The sequence below is a fragment of the Mycobacterium sp. E796 genome (assembly GCF_001672815.1).
Classification (GTDB): domain Bacteria; phylum Actinomycetota; class Actinomycetes; order Mycobacteriales; family Mycobacteriaceae; genus Mycobacterium.
In genome coordinates, this window is the sequence record NZ_LZKK01000288.1 from 1 (window position 1) to 14,465 (window position 14,465).

General features: G+C 67.3%; 14 protein-coding genes, 2 tRNA genes and 1 pseudogene. 12 read left to right on the top strand and 5 right to left on the bottom strand.

The window, feature by feature from the left end; all coding sequences use genetic code 11:
• A pseudogene (locus tag A5706_RS21985) lies at window positions 1–432 on the bottom strand (Fpg/Nei family DNA glycosylase); the annotation flags it as partial.
• Window positions 433–479: 47 nt separating this feature from the next.
• Here A5706_RS21985 and A5706_RS35330 point away from each other — a divergent pair.
• Together A5706_RS35330 and A5706_RS32485 are read left to right on the top strand one after the other, a co-directional pair.
• Entirely contained in the window at window positions 480–554 is a 75-nt protein-coding gene (locus A5706_RS35330) for a zinc finger domain-containing protein (protein ID WP_369831938.1), read from the top strand.
• Window positions 555–682: 128 nt separating this feature from the next.
• Window positions 683–910, top strand: a complete 228-nt coding sequence (locus A5706_RS32485) for a hypothetical protein (RefSeq protein WP_231985374.1) — start codon at window positions 683–685, stop codon at window positions 908–910.
• Window positions 911–963: 53 nt separating this feature from the next.
• Here A5706_RS32485 and A5706_RS21990 read toward each other — a convergent pair whose 3' ends face one another.
• Together A5706_RS21990 and A5706_RS21995 are read right to left on the bottom strand one after the other, a co-directional pair.
• Complete coding sequence (locus A5706_RS21990) at window positions 964–2,157, bottom strand: serine hydrolase domain-containing protein (RefSeq protein ID WP_068135262.1); 1,194 nt, start codon at window positions 2,155–2,157, stop codon at window positions 964–966.
• Window positions 2,158–2,188: 31 nt separating this feature from the next.
• A tRNA-Gly gene (locus A5706_RS21995) sits at window positions 2,189–2,259 on the bottom strand.
• A 156-nt stretch (window positions 2,260–2,415) separates the two neighbouring features.
• Here A5706_RS21995 and A5706_RS22000 point away from each other — a divergent pair.
• The 4 genes from A5706_RS22000 (at window position 2,416) to clpP2 (ending at window position 5,329) form a co-directional block, all read left to right on the top strand.
• Window positions 2,416–2,492 (top strand) — tRNA-Pro (locus A5706_RS22000).
• Between the two features lie 38 nt (window positions 2,493–2,530).
• The gene (gene tig / locus A5706_RS22005; protein WP_068135264.1) at window positions 2,531–3,979 is read left to right on the top strand and encodes a trigger factor; all 1,449 of its coding nucleotides are present in this window, start codon (window positions 2,531–2,533) and stop codon (window positions 3,977–3,979) included.
• Window positions 3,980–4,106: 127 nt separating this feature from the next.
• The gene (clpP1, locus tag A5706_RS22010) at window positions 4,107–4,697 is read left to right on the top strand and encodes an ATP-dependent CLP protease proteolytic subunit ClpP1 (protein ID WP_068135267.1); all 591 of its coding nucleotides are present in this window, start codon (window positions 4,107–4,109) and stop codon (window positions 4,695–4,697) included.
• Entirely contained in the window at window positions 4,694–5,329 is a 636-nt protein-coding gene (gene clpP2, locus A5706_RS22015) for an ATP-dependent CLP protease proteolytic subunit ClpP2 (protein WP_066941839.1), read from the top strand. Before clpP1 ends, clpP2 begins: the two co-directional genes overlap by 4 nt.
• 22 nt (window positions 5,330–5,351) lie before the next feature.
• On the opposite strand, the gene mmuM is transcribed toward clpP2, so the two are convergent.
• On the bottom strand, window positions 5,352–6,272 hold the full coding sequence (mmuM, locus tag A5706_RS22020) for a homocysteine S-methyltransferase (RefSeq protein ID WP_369831936.1): 921 nt from the start codon (window positions 6,270–6,272) through the stop codon (window positions 5,352–5,354).
• A gap of 254 nt (window positions 6,273–6,526) precedes the next feature.
• Between mmuM and clpX the strand changes: the two genes are divergently transcribed.
• The 6 genes from clpX to A5706_RS32490 all read left to right on the top strand — a co-directional run bounded on the left by clpX (window position 6,527) and on the right by A5706_RS32490 (window position 14,069).
• Window positions 6,527–7,807, top strand: coding sequence for an ATP-dependent Clp protease ATP-binding subunit ClpX (gene clpX / locus A5706_RS22025; protein WP_067159263.1), 1,281 nt, complete (start codon window positions 6,527–6,529; stop codon window positions 7,805–7,807).
• A gap of 30 nt (window positions 7,808–7,837) precedes the next feature.
• Entirely contained in the window at window positions 7,838–9,079 is a 1,242-nt protein-coding gene (locus A5706_RS22030) for an MFS transporter (RefSeq protein WP_068135270.1), read from the top strand.
• A 233-nt stretch (window positions 9,080–9,312) separates the two neighbouring features.
• A complete protein-coding gene (locus A5706_RS22035) occupies window positions 9,313–11,274 on the top strand; it encodes a 2-oxoacid:acceptor oxidoreductase subunit alpha (protein WP_082964548.1) in 1,962 nt (653 codons plus the stop codon).
• The gene (locus A5706_RS22040; RefSeq protein WP_068135276.1) at window positions 11,271–12,371 is read left to right on the top strand and encodes a 2-oxoacid:ferredoxin oxidoreductase subunit beta; all 1,101 of its coding nucleotides are present in this window, start codon (window positions 11,271–11,273) and stop codon (window positions 12,369–12,371) included. The genes A5706_RS22035 and A5706_RS22040 overlap by 4 nt, the downstream gene beginning before the upstream one ends.
• Before the next feature lies 1 nt (window position 12,372).
• A complete protein-coding gene (gene mobA, locus A5706_RS22045; protein WP_068135278.1) occupies window positions 12,373–12,978 on the top strand; it encodes a molybdenum cofactor guanylyltransferase in 606 nt (201 codons plus the stop codon).
• 893 nt (window positions 12,979–13,871) lie between these two features.
• A complete protein-coding gene (locus A5706_RS32490) occupies window positions 13,872–14,069 on the top strand; it encodes a hypothetical protein (RefSeq protein WP_231985375.1) in 198 nt (65 codons plus the stop codon).
• Window positions 14,070–14,078: 9 nt separating this feature from the next.
• Here A5706_RS32490 and A5706_RS34490 read toward each other — a convergent pair.
• Window positions 14,079–14,465 (bottom strand): transglycosylase family protein (locus A5706_RS34490; protein ID WP_304528405.1); only part of this gene is annotated, 387 nt, incomplete at its 5' end.

Sequence of the window (14,465 nt, forward strand, 5' to 3'; positions counted from 1 at the left end):
CCCGCCGCACACGCGGCACGCCTCCCCCGCGCGCCGGTACACGTAGGTGCGTGGCCGCCCTTGCCGGTACGACGGTGGGCCGTGGTCGTGTTCGGGCAGCACGACGACGATCTGGCCGCGGCGCAAACCCACCTTCATCAGCGCCACCAGATCGATCCACGCCGCGTCGAACTCCGCCTCGCCGATCTCGCGGCCGAGCCGGAACGGATCGATGCGGTGGCGGAACAGCAATTCGCTGCGATAGACGTTACCCACGCCGGCGATCACGGTCTGGTCCATCAGCAACGCGCCAATCGGCTTGCGTGACTTGCTGATTCGAGCCCACGGCCACGCCGGGTCGGCGTCGTTGCGCAACGGGTCGGGACCGAGCTTGGCCACGATGTCGCTGACCTGACCTTCGTCGATGACCTCGCACACCGTCGTACCGGCAAGGGCGGCCACGCACCTACGTGTACCGGCGCGCGGGGGAGGCGTGCCGCGTGTGCGGCGGGCCGATCCGCACCCAGGTGTTGGAGGGCCGAAACGTGTTCTGGTGCCCCAACTGTCAGAAGTGACGGAATCCTGCCGCTGACAGGAAACCCCAAGCAAGAAACGCCGGCGTCTACTGTTTGGGCGCGGCTTCCGTCGGGTATTAGTTGCGACCGTGAAACTCTTTCCACGTTTAGTTGCAACCGTTTTCGCGATGCTCGTCGGTCTTGGCCTGGCGGGGCTGGGCGCGTCACCCGAGGCGCAAGCGCAGCCCGGGCCGTTCCCGCAATGGTGCCCCGGGGACTTCTGGGACCCGGGCTGGGGAGACAACTGGGACCGCGGGCACTGCCATGACAACTGGCGCGGGCCGGGCCCCAACCCGCACCCCGAACCGTGGCGTGGCCCCGGCGGCCCCGGCGGCCCTGGTTGGGACCATCGCTGATCCGTTGACCGAACGACCGCGCCCCGCCGGCAACGGTTCGGCGGGGTGCGGTCTTACGTTTGGGCGCGCTCGATGACGCCCAGCGCGGCGTAGACCTCGTCGCTGAGCGCGACGCTCCGCGGGTCGGCGTTGGCCTTGGTGGCGTCGAAGCGATTCATCACGTACGCGTAGCCGATTCGGTGCTCGAGGTCGACAAACCCGAATGAGCCACCCAGGCCGCCGTGGCCGAAGATGCGGGGATTGGGTCCGTTGACGCACCGCTGGTTGAGCATGTAGCCCAGGCCCCAGCCGTGGTCGGCGACGCGCGGCCCCAGCACCAGGTCGGTTTCGAAGCCACCCTGCGACACCCGGACCCGTTCCATGTGCTCGCGGGTCAGCAGCCGTTCCTGCGCGAGCCCGTTATAGAAGGTCGCCAGCCCCAGGGCCGACACCTGGCCGTTGGTGCCCGGGAATTCGAGCTGGCGCCACAGCTCCAGGTCGTGCGAGCCGAGTTCGTCGTCGGGCGCGAAGCCCATCGATATCGACAGCGCCGCCTTGGGGTGTTCGGTCAGGCTGGTCGGGTAGCCGGGCGCCTGCGCCTCGGCCAGCAGGTCCCGGGCGTGCGGCTTGTTGACCCGCTCCGCGCAGCGCCGTTGCTCGGCGGGAGACAGGCCGATGTGGACGTCGGCGCCGAGCGGTTCGGCGATCTCGGTGCGTAGGTACTCACCGAGGGTGCGGCCCGTGACGCGGCGGAACACCTCACCGAGGATGAAGCCGAACGTGGTCATGTGGTAGCCCTGCGCGGTGCCAGGCTCCCACCATGGTTCGGCGGCGGCGAGCTGCCGGCAGACGAAGTCCCAGTCGGCGACGTCCTCCCAGCGCATCCGGGTGCGCGGCCCGATGACGCCGGAGCGGTGGCTCATCACCATGGCCAGCGTGATGGCTTCCTTGCCCGCCTGCGCGAACTCGGGCCAGTAGCGCGCCACCGGCGCGTGCAGGTCCAGCTCGCCGCGATCGGCCAGCTGGTGGATGCAGGTGGCCGTCATCCCCTTGGTGCCCGACAGGACCGTCGTCAGGGTGTTCTGTTGCCACGGCTTGGTGCGGGCGGCGTCGGCCCAACCGCCCCAGAGGTTTACGACGAGCTCCCCGTCGACCCACACCGCGACGGCAGCCCCCACCTCTCCCTGCAGCACAAAGTTGCGCTCGAACGCGTCGCGTACACCGACGAAGTCCCCCGAGCATGAGCCCTTCAGTTCGACGTCGCTCATGGCGCCTTTCTGTCGAGCAAGCATTAGCCCGAGCGGGCGACGGGAATCGAACCCGCGTAGCTAGTTTGGAAGACTAGGGCTCTACCATTGAGCTACGCCCGCAAGTTTTAGTCGAGCGAGACTGTATCTGGCGGCGAACATCAAATCTAATCGAAGCGGTTTTGTGATCGCCCCGTGAGGTCCCGCACGTCTTGACGGTCGCTGCGGAGCCGACGGCCACCATTGCGTTGAAGGGCCGTAGGATCTGCGAGGTCAGCGCGGGGTGTAGCGCAGCTTGGTAGCGCATCCGCTTTGGGAGCGGAAGGCCGCAGGTTCAAATCCTGTCACCCCGACCAATGCCGCGCCGATCCACCGAATACCGAGGAGCACACCCGTGAAGAGCAGCGTCGAGCAGTTGAGCCCCACCCGGGTGCGCATCAACGTTGAGGTGCCGTTCACCGAACTCGAGCCCGATTTCCAACGCGCCTACAAGGAGCTGGCCAAGCAGGTCCGGCTGCCAGGATTCCGGCCGGGCAAGGCGCCGGCCAGGCTGCTCGAGGCGCGTTTCGGCCGTGAGGCGATGCTCGACCAGGTCGTCAACGACGCGCTGCCCGCCCGGTACGGACAGGCGGTCGCCGAGGCGGAGGTCGAGCCGATCGGCCAGCCCGAGATCGAGGTCACCAAGAAGGAGTACGGCGAGGAGCTGGCGTTCACCGCCGAGGTCGACGTGCGTCCGAAGATCACCCTTCCCGACCTCGGCTCGCTGAAGGTCTCGGTCGACCCGATCGAGGTCAGCGACGACGACGTCGACGCCGAACTGGAGTCGTTGCGCGCGCGGTTCGGCACGCTGAAGGGAGTCGAGCGCCCGGTTGCGCTCGGCGACTTCGTCTCGATCGACCTGTCGGCCACCGTCGACGGCGAGGAGGTACCCAACGCTGCCGCGGAGGGCCTGTCGCACGAGGTGGGCTCAGGCCGGCTCATCGCGGGCCTGGACGACGCGCTGGTCGGCCTGTCCGTCGACGAGTCCAAAGAGTTCACCGCGAAGTTGGCGACGGGGGAGCACGCGGGCAAGGACGCACAGGTCACCGTCACCGTCAGGTCGGTCAAGGAACGTGAACTGCCCGAGCCCGACGACGAGTTCGCCCAATTGGCCAGCGAGTTCGACACGATCGACGAGCTGCGTTCCAACCTCCGCGAGCAGGTGGGCCGGGTCAAGCGCGCCCAGCAGGCGGAGCAGATCCGCGACGCCACGATCGACGCGATTCTCGAGCAGGTCGACGTGCCGCTGCCCGAGGCGATCGTGAAGGCTCAGGTCGACAGCGCCGTGCACAACGCGCTGCACAGCTTCGAGCACGACGAGGCCAAGTTCGCGGAGGCGCTGCGCGAGCAGGGCAAGTCGCGCCAGCAGTTCGAAGTCGACGCGCACAACGCCGCCGAGTCGGACGTCAAGAAGCAGCTGTTGTTGGACGCGCTGGCCGACGAACTGGAAATCCAGGTCGGCCAGGAGGACCTGACCGAGCGACTGGTGATGACGTCCCGGCAGTACGGCATCGAGCCGCAGCAGCTGTTCACCTACCTGCAGGAGAACAACCAGCTGGGGGCCATGTTCGCCGATGTGCGCCGCGGGCTGGCCGTCGCGGCGGCGGTGGAGGCGGCGACGGTCACCGACACCGACGGCAACACCATCGACACGAGCGAGTTCTTCGGCAAGCGGGGCGACGCTCCGGACGAGGCCGCGGAGGCTGGCGAGGCCGAGCAGGCTGCGGAGGTCGAGGCGGCCGACGAAGGTCAGGATTCCGAGGACGCCGATGAAGCCGCTGAGGCCGACGACGAGGCGAAGTGACCCGCGATGACGCTGTGAGCGAACGGGCCCATTTCAGGGGGCGCGTGACCGGCACACGGTGGGCTTGGTTGGTTAGGGTCGGAACAGAGAAGAACTCGAGAAAGCAGGTAACCCAGTCGTGACTGACATGCGTGCGCCCTCGCAGGGGCTCAACCTCACGGACTCGGTCTATGAGCGCTTGCTCTCCGAGCGCATCATCTTCCTGGGTTCGGAGGTGAACGACGAGGTCGCCAACCGGCTGTGCGCGCAGATCCTGCTGCTCGCCGCGGAGGACGCCGACAAGGACATCTCGCTCTACATCAACTCCCCGGGCGGGTCGATCAGCGCCGGGATGGCGATCTACGACACCATGGTGCTGGCGCCCTGCGACATCGCCACCTACGCGATGGGCATGGCCGCCTCGATGGGCGAGTTCCTGCTCGCGGCCGGCACCAAGGGCAAGCGCTACGCGCTGCCGCACGCCCGCATCCTGATGCACCAGCCGCTGGGCGGGGTGACCGGCAGCGCGGCCGACATCGCCATCCAGGCCGAGCAGTTCACGGTCATCAAGAAGGAGATGTTCCGGCTCAACGCCGAATTCACCGGCCAGTCCATCGAACGGATCGAGGCCGACTCCGACCGCGACCGCTGGTTCACCGCCCAGGAAGCCCTCGAATACGGTTTCGTCGACCACATCATCACCCGCGCCGCTCACATCACCAACGGAGAAGCCCAGTGAATCCCGAAATACAACCCCAGGCGCGGTACATCCTGCCGTCGTTCATCGAGCACTCCAGCTTCGGTGTCAAGGAATCCAACCCGTACAACAAGCTGTTCGAGGAGCGCATCATCTTCCTCGGCGTCCAGGTCGATGACGCGTCGGCGAACGACATCATGGCGCAGCTGCTGGTGCTGGAGTCGCTGGACCCCGACCGCGACATCACCATGTACATCAACTCGCCCGGCGGCGGGTTCACCTCGCTGATGGCGATTTACGACACCATGCAGTACGTGCGCGCCGACATCCAGACCGTGTGCCTGGGCCAGGCCGCGTCGGCGGCGGCGGTGCTGCTGGCCGCCGGGACGCCGGGCAAGCGGATGGCGCTGCCCAACGCCCGCGTGCTGATCCACCAGCCGTCGCTGTCCGGCGTGATCCAGGGCCAGTTCTCCGACCTGGAGATCCAGGCCGCCGAGATCGAGCGGATGCGCACGCTGATGGAGACCACGCTGGCCCGCCACACCGGCAAGGACGCGTCGGTCATCCGCAAGGACACCGACCGGGACAAGATCCTGACGGCCGAAGAGGCCAAGGACTACGGGATCATCGACACCGTCCTGGAATACCGGAAGCTCTCGGCGCAGACGGCCTAACGCCCTCGCGCCGAACGTGCACTCACTGCGAGTTTTCGGCTGATTTTTCGCGCTGACTGCACGCTCGGCGAAGCGCCGCGATGTCGGCGGGTCCGACCCGGCAGCAGCCGCCGACGATCCGCGCCCCTGCCGCCACCCACTGGCGCGCCAGCTCCGCGTCGAACCGCGACGGCCCAACCCAACTGCGTCCGTCCCAGCGCTCGCCGCTGTTCGGGTAGACGATCACCGGCTTGCCGACCGCGCCGGCCAACGGGATCGCGGGCAGCACGTCGTGGGGCGCGCAGCAGTTGACGCCGATCGCCACGATCTCCGGGACCCCGGCGGCCACCGCGAACGCCTCGGCCAGCGGTTGTCCGGCCCGGGTCGTCGCCCCCTCGATGGTGTAGCTGAGCCACGCCGGCACCCCGGCGGAGCGGACCAGATCGACAAGCGCCTCGGCCTCGTCGACGTCGGGCACCGTCTCGCACGCCAGCACGTCCGCCCCGGCGGCGGCCAGGGTCTCCAGGCGGGGCCGGTGCCACCGCCGCAGGGCGGCGACGGACAGGCCGTAGCGTCCGCGATATTCGGAGCCGTCGGCCAGCGCCGCGCCGTACGGGCCGACGGAGGCGGCGACGATCAGCCCGCCCGCGCCGGCTTCGGCGCGCGCCGCCCTCGCCAGCTCGACGCTGCGGCGCAGCAGGGCGGCGGATTCGTTCCGGTCGATTCCGCGAGCCGCGAAACCCTCGAACGACGCCTGATAGCTGGCCGTGGTCGCGATCGCGGCGCCGGCCCGGAAAAACGCGGCGTGCACGGCGACGATCTCCTGCGGCGCGTCTGCCAGCAACCTTGCCGACCACAGCGGGTCCGAAAGATCGTGCCCACGCGCCTCCAGCTCGGTCGCCAGGCCGCCGTCGCCGATCAGGACGGGCTCGGTTGGCCCTCCAAAACCGAAAGCCAATCCCACCCGATAACTGTAGGGTTGTGGCAGCCCACTGGATTCGATCGGGTAACGAGCGCGACACGCCAAAAACACGGATTGCGCGTCTCGGCGAGTGAGGGGCGCGGTCTGCCTATATGTTTCATGCAGACAACGGACATGAATACCAACGACGCGATTCGGCGGTAATGGTCGCGGGGGGCCCAAGCAAGCGGGTAGCGTCGGGGAATACATGCGGCATAGCACGACGAACGGCGAACAGGAAGTAGGCCCTCAGCACCATGGCGCGCATCGGAGACGGCGGTGACCTGCTTAAGTGCTCGTTCTGCGGGAAGAGCCAAAAGCAAGTCAAGAAACTCATTGCTGGCCCCGGTGTGTACATCTGCGATGAGTGCATAGACCTCTGTAACGAGATCATCGAAGAGGAACTCGCCGACGCCGACGACGTCAAGCTCGACGAACTGCCCAAGCCCGCCGAGATCCGGGAGTTCCTGGAGGGATATGTCATCGGGCAGGACACCGCCAAGCGCACCCTGGCCGTCGCCGTCTACAACCACTACAAGCGGATTCAGGCCGGGGAGAAGGGCCGCGACTCACGGTCCGAGCCCGTCGAGCTGACCAAGTCCAACATCTTGATGCTCGGCCCCACCGGCTGCGGCAAGACCTACCTCGCCCAGACGCTGGCCAAGATGCTCAACGTGCCGTTCGCCATCGCCGACGCCACCGCGCTCACCGAGGCCGGCTACGTCGGCGAGGACGTCGAGAACATCTTGCTCAAGCTGATCCAGGCGGCCGACTATGACGTCAAGCGCGCCGAGACCGGCATCATCTACATCGACGAGGTCGACAAGATCGCCCGCAAGAGCGAGAACCCGTCGATCACCCGCGACGTGTCCGGCGAGGGCGTTCAGCAGGCCCTGCTGAAGATCCTGGAGGGCACCCAGGCGTCGGTTCCCCCCCAGGGCGGCCGCAAGCACCCGCACCAGGAGTTCATCCAGATCGACACCACCAACGTGTTGTTCATCGTCGCGGGTGCGTTCGCCGGGCTGGAGAAGATCATCTACGAGCGGGTCGGCAAGCGCGGCCTGGGCTTCGGCGCCGAGGTGCGCTCCAAGGCCGAGATCGACACCACCGATCACTTCGCCGACGTCATGCCCGAGGACCTGATCAAGTTCGGCCTGATCCCCGAGTTCATCGGGCGGCTCCCGGTGGTCGCGTCGGTCACCAACCTGGACATGGAGTCGTTGGTCAAGATCCTGTCCGAGCCGAAGAACGCGTTGGTCAAGCAGTACACGCGCCTCTTCGAAATGGACGGTGTGGAGCTGGAGTTCACCGACGACGCGCTGGAGGCGATCGCCGACCAGGCGATCCACCGCGGCACCGGCGCCCGAGGCCTGCGCGCGATAATGGAAGAGGTCCTGCTGCCGGTGATGTACGACATCCCGAGCCGCGACGACGTCGCCAAAGTCGTGGTGACCAAAGAGACGGTGCAGGACAACGTCCTGCCGACGATCGTGCCGCGCAAGCCGTCGCGCAGCGAACGCCGCGACAAGAGCGCCTAAGCAATTCTCTGATTCCGGCCGCCTGAAGCTTTGAACAGCCCGGCCGAGGTTCCGCGGCGCCTGGCGCGTGGGCTGGACCTGCTCAACTTCCTGCTGGCCGATGTTCGCGACGGGTTGGGCCCGTACCTGTCGGTCTATCTGCTGGTCACTCATCACTGGGACCAGGGGTCGATCGGGTTCGTCATGGCGGTCGGCGGCATCGGGGCGATCGTCGCTCAGGCCCCGGCCGGCGCGCTGGTCGACCGGACGACGGCTAAGCGCGCGGTGATCATCGCGGGCGCGCTGACCGTCACCGCCGGATCGTTGGCGATGCCATTGTTTCCGGGCTTCTACTCGATCTCGGTGCTGCAGGCACTCACCGGAGTCGCGGGTTCCGTCTTCGCGCCGGCGTTGGCCGCGATCACCCTTGGTGCGGTCGGCCCTCGTCTCTTCTCGCGGCGGGTCGGGCGCAACGAGTCGTTCAATCACGCGGGAAACGCGTCGGCCGCGGCCGTCACCGGTGTCTTGGCCTACTTCTTTGGGCCCGCGGTGGTGTTCTGGGTGCTCGCCGCGATGGCGGCCGGCAGTGTCGTTGCAACTCTGCGGATTCCGGCCGACGCGATCGACCACGATGTGGCGCGGGGTATGGACCACGCCCCGGGCGAGCCGCACCAGCAGCCGTCGCGGCTGGCGGTGCTGCTGCACAATCGCCGGCTGATGATTTTCGCCGTCACGGTCATCGCCTTTCACTTCGCCAACGCGGCGATGCTTCCCCTGGTCGGCCAGCTGTTGGCGTTGCACAACAAAGACGTCGGGACCGCGCTGATGGCGGGGTGCATCGTGGCCGCGCAGGTCGTCATGGTCCCGGTGGCCTACCTGGCCGGGGCCAAGGCCGATTCCTGGGGGCGCAAACCCATTTTCTTGGTCGGATTCGCGGTCTTGGCCGCGCGCGGATTTCTCTACACCCTGTCCGACAACTCGTACTGGCTGGTAGGCGTGCAACTGCTCGACGGCGTGGGGGCCGGTGTGTTCGGCGCGTTGTTTCCGCTCGTCGTGCAGGACGTGACGCACGGAACCGGTCGGTTCAACATCAGCCTGGGCGCGGTGACGGCGGCGACGGGCATCGGCGCTGCGGTCTCGAACCTGGTTGCCGGCTCGATCGTGGTGGCGGCCGGCTACGACGCCGCCTTCGCCTTCCTCGGTGCCCTGGCCGCCGCGGGCCTCGTGTTGTATCTCGTCGCGATGCCCGAGACGGCGCCGCATTCGCAGCGCTTGCCGGGCAGGTCGACGTGACCAATACCACACTTTCGCTGCCTACGCACCAGTAGCCCGCGCTGACTTCGGTATTTAACCGTAAATCCGCTGCATGCAATGCTTTCGAGACGCCCATGCTTTCCTTAAAGAAGTGCCATAATTGGTACTACCAGTGACACACAAGCTTGTGGGCAAGGGCGGCGCCCCGACGGCGCGTACCCTAATGCTTCAGCGCGAAGTGCCTATCCGGTTGACGAATGGAAGGCGGATAAGTGGATCCGAACGGCAGTGGGGCCGGGTCTGATTCTCCCAATGGCTCCTCTCGCAATGGGTCGGACCGCCAGCGTCTAGAACAAGTTGTCATTCGATTCGCCGGGGACTCCGGCGACGGCATGCAGCTGACCGGCGACCGGTTCACCTCCGAGGCAGCCCTTTTCGGCAACGACCTGGCGACCCAGCCGAACTATCCCGCCGAGATCCGCGCTCCCGCAGGCACATTGCCCGGAGTTTCGTCGTTCCAGATTCAGATCGCCGACTACGACATCCTGACCGCCGGCGACCGCCCCGACGTCCTGGTCGCGATGAATCCGGCGGCGCTCAAGGCCAACATCGGCGACCTGCCGCGCGGCGGAATGGTCATCGCGAATTCCGACGAGTTCACCAAGCGCAACCTGACCAAGGTGGGCTACGTGACGAACCCGCTGGAGACCGACGAGCTCGAGGAGTACGTCGTGCACTCCGTCGCGATGACGACGCTGACGCTCGGGGCCGTCGAGTCGATCGGCGCGTCGAAGAAGGACGGCCAGCGCGCCAAGAACATGTTCGCGCTCGGCCTGCTGTCGTGGATGTACGGGCGGCCGATCGAGACCAGCGAGCGGTTCATCCGGGAGAAGTTCGCCCGCAAGCCCGACGTCGCCGAGGCTAACGTGCTCGCGCTCAAGGCGGGCTGGAACTACGGCGAAACCACCGAGGCGTTCGGGACGACGTACGAGGTCTCGCGGGCGGTCCTGCCGTCGGGCGAATACCGCCAGATCTCGGGCAACACCGCGCTGTCCTACGGCATCGTCACGGCCGGCCAGTTGGCCGGGATCCAGGTCGTGCTCGGCAGTTACCCGATCACGCCGGCCTCGGACATCTTGCACGAGCTGTCCAAGCACAAGAACTTCAACGTGATCACCTTCCAGGCCGAGGACGAGATCGGCGGCATCTGCGCCGCGATCGGTGCCTCCTACGGCGGCGCGCTCGGCGTCACCAGCACGTCCGGCCCGGGCATTTCGCTGAAGTCCGAAGCGCTGGGCCTGGCCGTGATGACCGAGCTGCCGCTGCTGGTCATCGACGTTCAGCGGGGCGGCCCGTCGACCGGTCTGCCCACCAAGACCGAGCAGGCCGACCTGCTGCAGGCCCTGTACGGCCGCAACGGGGAGTCCCCGGTCGCGGTGGTCGCGCCGCGCTCTCCTTCCGACTGCTTCGAGACCGCCATCGAAGCGGTGCGCATCGCGGTGTCCTACCACACCCCGGTGATCGTGCTGTCCGACGGCGCGATCGCCAACGGCTCGGAGCCGTGGCGCATCCCGGACGTCGGCTCGCTGCAGCCGATCACGCACGCCTTCGCCAAGCCCGGCGAGCCCTTCCAGCCGTACAACCGCGACCCGGAGACGCTCGCCCGGCAGTTCGCCGTCCCCGGCACCCCCGGGCTCGAGCACCGCATCGGCGGCCTGGAAGCGGCGAACGGCTCCGGCAACATCTCCTATGAGCCGGTCAACCACGACCTCATGGTCCGGATTCGGCAGGCCAAGATCGACGGCATCGCGGTGCCCGACCTGGAAGTCGACGATCCGACCGGGGACGCCGAGCTGCTGCTGATCGGGTGGGGCAGCTCGTACGGGCCGATCGGCGAGGCCTGCCGGCGTGCGCGGCGCAAGGGCATCAAGGTCGCGCACGCGCACCTGCGCAACCTGAGCCCGTTCCCGGCGAACCTCGGAGACGTGTTACGGCGCTACCCGATGGTGGTATGCCCGGAGATGAACCTGGGTCAGCTCGCGCTGATCCTGCGCGGCAAGTACCTGGTGGACGTGCAATCCGTCACCAAGGTTCAGGGTGTGGCCTTCCTGGCGGACGAGATCGGGCGTCTGATCCGCGCCGCGCTGAGCGGCACGCTGGCCGAAATCGAGCAAGACAAGAAGATGGTCGCCAGAATGGCGGCAGCGACGGTTGGAGCGGGAGCTATCGAATGACCGACCTGATGGGCAATCTGGCGGGCACAGACCTCGGCTTGTCCCCGAGGCTGACCAAGAACGACGGGGTCCCCGCGTTGTCTGCCGACGACCAGCCGCAGAAGGCCAAGGACTTCACGAGTGATCAGGAGGTGCGCTGGTGCCCCGGTTGTGGTGACTACGTCATCCTCAACACGATCCGCAACTTCCTGCCCGATCTCGGGCTGCGCCGCGAGAACATCGTCTTCATCAGCGGCATCGGCTGCTCCAGCCGGTTCCCGTACTACCTCGAGACCTACGGGTTCCACTCGATCCACGGCCGGGCGCCGGCCATCGCGACCGGCCTCGCGCTGGCCCGCGAGGACCTCTCGGTGTGGGTGGTCACCGGCGACGGCGATGCGTTGTCGATCGGCGGCAACCACCTGATCCATGCGCTGCGCCGCAACGTCAACATCACCATCCTGCTGTTCAACAACCGGATCTACGGGCTGACCAAGGGCCAGTACTCGCCGACGTCGGAGGTCGGCAAGGTCACGAAGTCGACGCCAATGGGCTCGCTCGATCAGCCGTTCAACCCGGTGTCGTTGGCGCTGGGCGCCGAGGCGACCTTCGTCGGCCGCGCGCTGGACTCCGACCGCACCGGGCTGACCGAAGTGCTGCGCGCCGCCGCCGAGCACCGGGGCGCCGCCGTCGTCGAAATCCTGCAGGACTGCCCGATCTTCAACGACGGCTCCTTCGACGCGCTGCGCAAGGAGGGCGCCGAGGAGCGGGTGATCAACGTCCGCCACGGCGAGCCGATTGTGTTCGGCGCCAACGGCGAATACTGCGTGGTGAAGTCGGGCTTCAGCCTGGAGGTGGCCAAGACGGCCGACGTGCGCACCGACGAGATCGTGGTGCACGACGCCCACGCCGACGACTCGGCCTACGCGTTTGCGCTGTCCCGGCTTTCGGACCAGAACCTCGACCACACCGTGCTGGGCATCTTCCGCAACATCAGCCGGCCCACCTACGACGACGCGGCGCGCGCTCAGGTCCACGCCGCACAGGCGTCGAAGCCGTTCGACTCCGCCGCGCTGCAATCGCTGCTGCGCGGGCGCGACACCTGGACCGTCGACTGACATGGCCGACCAGGGACCCGACACAGTGCCACTGGCCGGGGTGATAGTCGCTGGGGGCGAGTCGCGCCGCATGGGCCGCGACAAGGCCACGCTGCCCGGGCCCGGCGGATCCGGCACGCTCGCCGAGTACGTCGTCGGCATCGTCGCGCAACGCTGCGAGCCGGTCTTCGTGATGGCCGCCCCGGGGCAGCCGCTGCCGTCGCTGCAGGCCCGTGTGATTCGCGACGAGGTGCGAGGGCTGGGGCCGCTGTCGGCGACCGGACGGGGATTGCGCGCGGCCGCGGAGGCCGGCGCCCGCTTCGCCTTCGTCAGCGCCGTCGACATGCCGCTGTTGACCACCGAACTCATCGACGACCTGGTCCACCTCGCGACCGAAACCAACGCCGAGGTGGTGTTGCCGTGGGACGGCCGCAGCCACTACCTGGCCGCGGTGTACCGCACCGATCTCGCCGATCGGGTCGACGCGCTGGTCGCCGCCGGCGAGCGCAGAATGAGCGCCCTGATCGACGCCTCGGATGCGCAGCAGATCGTGCTGCCGGATTCGCGCGCCCTGACGAACGTCAACACCGACGCAGAGTTGCGCGCGGCGACGCAAGCGCGCGTCTGACGCTCGGCGGTTCCGCCATTTAATTGGCGACCGAAACGCTATTAGATAAATCGCGTCGAGCCAATTCGACCATTGTTTTGGCATGAATCCATAGTCCGCCGTTATCTGCGCAATGACGCCCGAGTCGATGCGCTCTGCTTCATCGAATCGCCTTGGTGCAGAGCGGTTTTCAGGATCCGGACAATCAACCGCGCACTCCGCCGATTCGGAAATCCAGGACGTTCCGGCAAACTAGCGCACCGGTACCGAAAGTGGTTGATACGGTTGCTGATTCGGCTTGAGTTACGAAATCCATTGCCGGGCAGCAACCTAAGGGTCGATGATCGCATGGTCGGTCCGTTCCGGCGTGTCGGAGGCGATCTCGCGTATCGTGTTGTACCCTGCGCCGGTTCACCGTCGGCCGCCCAGGCGGGATATCCGCGCCCTGGGCGGCTCGCCGAGCCGGCAAACACGTGTGCCAGCTCACAAAAAGGGCGTGATTCGGCTCACGATTTGATTGTGATCCCGACCGATGGGCACGGCGCTAAAACGCTGGACTGACCTGCAGAGATGATTCCGCGATCGCGGCGTGATCGGCTCGTTACCCAACCGAGATATCCGATTTCCGAAGATGACGAATGCGCGCGGGTTTCGTACGGTCCCTGGTAGCCCGAAACGGGTTAACGGATAAGTAACCGAAAATTGAACACACGGACCCGCGTGCGAGCGGGGCCGCGGACCGCACGGAAGCGCCGCGGCCCGGGGTAGTACCCCGCCGGGCAGATCGAGAGCCCGCCGCTGTCGTGCCTGAACGAGACGGCACGTCCCCGAGCACCTTTTCGGCAGTAACCAAGCACCTCCGACCCACTCCGGTGGGTCTGCTTTGGCGCGCGCGCACCGCGAAAGGAAGAAATTTGAAGAACGTCCGCAAGACGCTCATCCTCGCCGCGATCACCGGCAGCCTGGTGGCGGTACCCTCCGCCAACGCAGAACCGATGGGCTTTGACCCGAACGTTCCCCCCGTCGGGGCCCCCGACGCACCCCCGTCACGAAAACGCCCAAAACAAGTAGTGCCGGGCGCGATGGCCCGGCACTACTTGTACCTCTATTGACGACGCAGGTCAGCCGCGGCGACCGCAGACCGGCCAGGCGCCGATGCCCTGCGAGTGCAGCACGTTCTCGGCCACCCGGATCTGCTCCTCGCGGGAGGCGCTGGCCGGGGACCCCGAGCCGCCGTTGGCGTGCCAGGTGCTCGAGGTGAACTGCAGACCACCGGAGAAGCCGTTACCGGTGCTGATGCCCCAGTTGCCACCGGACTCGCACTGCGCGATGGCGTCCCAGTTCACGCTGTACGCCTTGTGAACCGGCGGCGGGGGCGGCGCGTCCGGCGCGGGCGGCGGCGGAACATTCGGGTCGAAGCCCACGGGAGCCGGCGGCGGGGCGTCCGGCGCCGGCAGTGCCGGGGCCGGGGCGTCGACCAAAACCGCGGGCGGAGCAGGCGCCTCCGG